General features: G+C 72.9%; 1 protein-coding gene and 1 pseudogene. One reads left to right on the plus strand and one right to left on the minus strand.

Translation table 11 applies throughout. The annotated features are described in order from the left end of the window. A pseudogene (locus tag AWZ10_RS06490) lies at positions 1–312 on the minus strand (hypothetical protein); the annotation flags it as partial. 132 nt (positions 313–444) lie between these two features. Between AWZ10_RS06490 and AWZ10_RS06495 the strand changes: the two are divergent. Then, entirely contained in the window at positions 445–1,602 is a 1,158-nt protein-coding gene (locus AWZ10_RS06495) for a serine hydrolase domain-containing protein (RefSeq protein ID WP_234361056.1), read from the plus strand. Positions 1,603–1,719: the final 117 nt, after the last annotated feature.

Below are 1,719 nucleotides of genomic sequence, written 5' to 3' on the forward strand. Positions count from 1 at the left end.
GGGTCGTACGGCGCAGACGGCCGGGACCTCCTCCGGGCCGCACGCGATACGGCGCCGCTCGTCCGTCCACGCCTCGGCCTCGGCCCCGCGCAGCCCACAGGCCGCGACGAACGCGGCGACCGGTTCCTCGCGGGGCAGGCGTTCACGGCCGAGCATGGTCGCCGCCGTGGAGTGCGGCAGGACGTGCCCCGCTTCGGTCGCGCGGCGCTCCAGTCGGCGGTAGCTCAGACCGGACCATGCCTTGAGGCGCCGGAGGGCCGCGACGAAGGCGGCGGGGTCGGTGTCGGGCGGTGTGGGAGGTGCGGTGGTCATCGGGATCCCCCTAGCTGAGCTGGACATACACGGACTCGTACAAGCTCGAACACCCCCACAGCTTGAGGAGGCGGGAGAGCGGCGGTCAACCTCGGTGCGCATCGCCCTGCGCACAGACCACTGGGAGGTCACATGGGTCCGCCCCGCCGTTCGACTCAGCCCCGTACGAGGGTCAGGAGCGCCGCGCTGCTCGCGACGGCACTGGTACTCGGCGCGCTCGCTCCTCTGCCCGGCAACGGACCGGCGGCCGATGCCACGCCGCCCCGCGCCGGCACCTCGATCGCCGACTTCGTCCACCGCACCCTGCCGCAGGGCGGAGGCGGCACCGTCGTCGCGGCGCGCGGCGACGAACTCGCGTACTGCGCGGGCTTCGGCACGGCCGACCGCGAGGCCGGGATCGCGGCGAGCTGCCGCACGGTGTACGACGTCATGTCGATGACCAAGCAGTTCACGGCCGCCGCGATCCTGAAGCTGGAAGTGCGGGGCCGGCTCCGGGTGACCGACCGCATCGACCGTCACCTGGGACCGGTGCCGGAGGACAAGCGCGGTATCACGGTCGAGCACCTGCTCACCCACACGTCCGGCCTCGTCGAGGGGCTCGGCGACGACTACGACCCCGTGTCGCGCGAGGAGTTGGTGCGCGGGGCGCTGGCGTCGAAGCTCCGCTCCGCGCCGGGTACGAGGTTCCACTACTCCAACACCGGCTACAGCCTGCTCGCGGCGATCGTGGAGAAGGCGTCGGGAGAGGGGTACGAGGAGTTCCTGGCCCGGCACGTGTTCGCGCCGGCCGGGATGAAGCGGACCGGATACGTGCTGCCCCGGTGGCCACGTCGGCTCGTCGCGGTGGAGTACGACGACCGGGGGCGGAGCATGGGCAGGCCCTTCGACCATCCCTGGGCCGCCGACGGGCCCTACTGGAACCTGCGCGGCAACGGCGGGATGCTCTCGACCGCCGAGGACGTGTTCCGCTGGCACCGCGCGCTGCTGGGCGAGGAGATCCTGCCGGCGCGGGCCAGGGACAAGCTGTTCGAGCCGCGTGTCCGGGAGCCCGGTTCGACGAGTTCGTACGGTTACGGCTGGAGCGTGCGGGACACCCCGGACGGCCCTTTCGCCTGGCACGACGGCGGCAACGACTGGTCCCTGGGCCTCCTCGGCCGCTCCCTGAGCGACGGTGTCCTGGTCTTCTGGATCAGCAACCAGGCGTGCCGGGACGGCGAGTGGAACCTGGAGGACGTGGCGCAGGAGCTGACCCTGGGGCTGGTGGACCGCGTGCGTGCGGAGCCGGCCTGAGAGCCGCACCGCTGACCGCCGTGGAGGGTCGTGCGGCGCGTCGTACGGCGGGCGCGGGTAGCTCCTTGCCGGTGCCGGCGGGGCCGATGCCGACTTCCGGGGCACCCGTCGCGAGCC

The sequence above is a fragment of the Streptomyces europaeiscabiei genome, assembly GCF_001550375.1.
Lineage (GTDB): Bacteria > Actinomycetota > Actinomycetes > Streptomycetales > Streptomycetaceae > Streptomyces > Streptomyces europaeiscabiei.

Bases quoted from the DNA above. Each gene is read 5' to 3' on its own strand.
- AWZ10_RS06495 (WP_234361056.1), top strand. From the start codon at position 445: ATGGGTCCGCCCCGCCGTTCGACTCAGCCCCGTACGAGGGTCAGGAGC.